This is a genomic window from Chitinophaga sp. RAB17 (genome assembly GCF_052114225.1).
Classification (GTDB): domain Bacteria; phylum Bacteroidota; class Bacteroidia; order Chitinophagales; family Chitinophagaceae; genus Chitinophaga.
This window is the reverse complement of the sequence record NZ_JBFREI010000068.1, coordinates 1-354: the sequence shown is the minus strand read 5'-3', so window position 1 is coordinate 354 and position 354 is coordinate 1. Positions and strand designations below refer to the sequence as shown.

Annotated in this window: 1 protein-coding gene; it reads right to left on the bottom strand. The window is 63.3% G+C overall.

The window, feature by feature from the left end:
• Positions 1 to 19: 19 nt before the first annotated feature.
• A partial coding sequence (locus AB4Z08_RS35895) for a solute carrier family 23 protein (RefSeq protein WP_441578586.1) occupies positions 20 to 354 on the bottom strand: 335 nt, incomplete at its 5' end.

The window sequence follows — 354 nt, the reverse complement described above, 5'->3', positions numbered from 1 at the left end:
GTGCAACTGCGAGAAATCCTCACGCCGTGCGGCGATTGAGCAGGTGGTAAAGCGCGATCGCACCGAAGGTAGCGGTGCCGATTCCGCCGAGTTCGAAGCCGAAAATCGGCAGCTTGAGATCGCCGGCGCCGAGGATCAGCGCGGTCGCAACCGTGATGAGATTCTTCGGCGCGGAAAAATCGACCTTGTTCTCGACCCAGATCCGGCCCGCGGTCGCAGCGATCAGGCCGAAGACGACGACAGCGAGACCGCCCAGAACTGCGACCGGGATCGTGCCGATCACCGCGCCGAATTTGGGCGAGAAGCCGAGCACCAGTGCGATCACGCCCGCAGCGACGAAGACCAGGGTCGAAT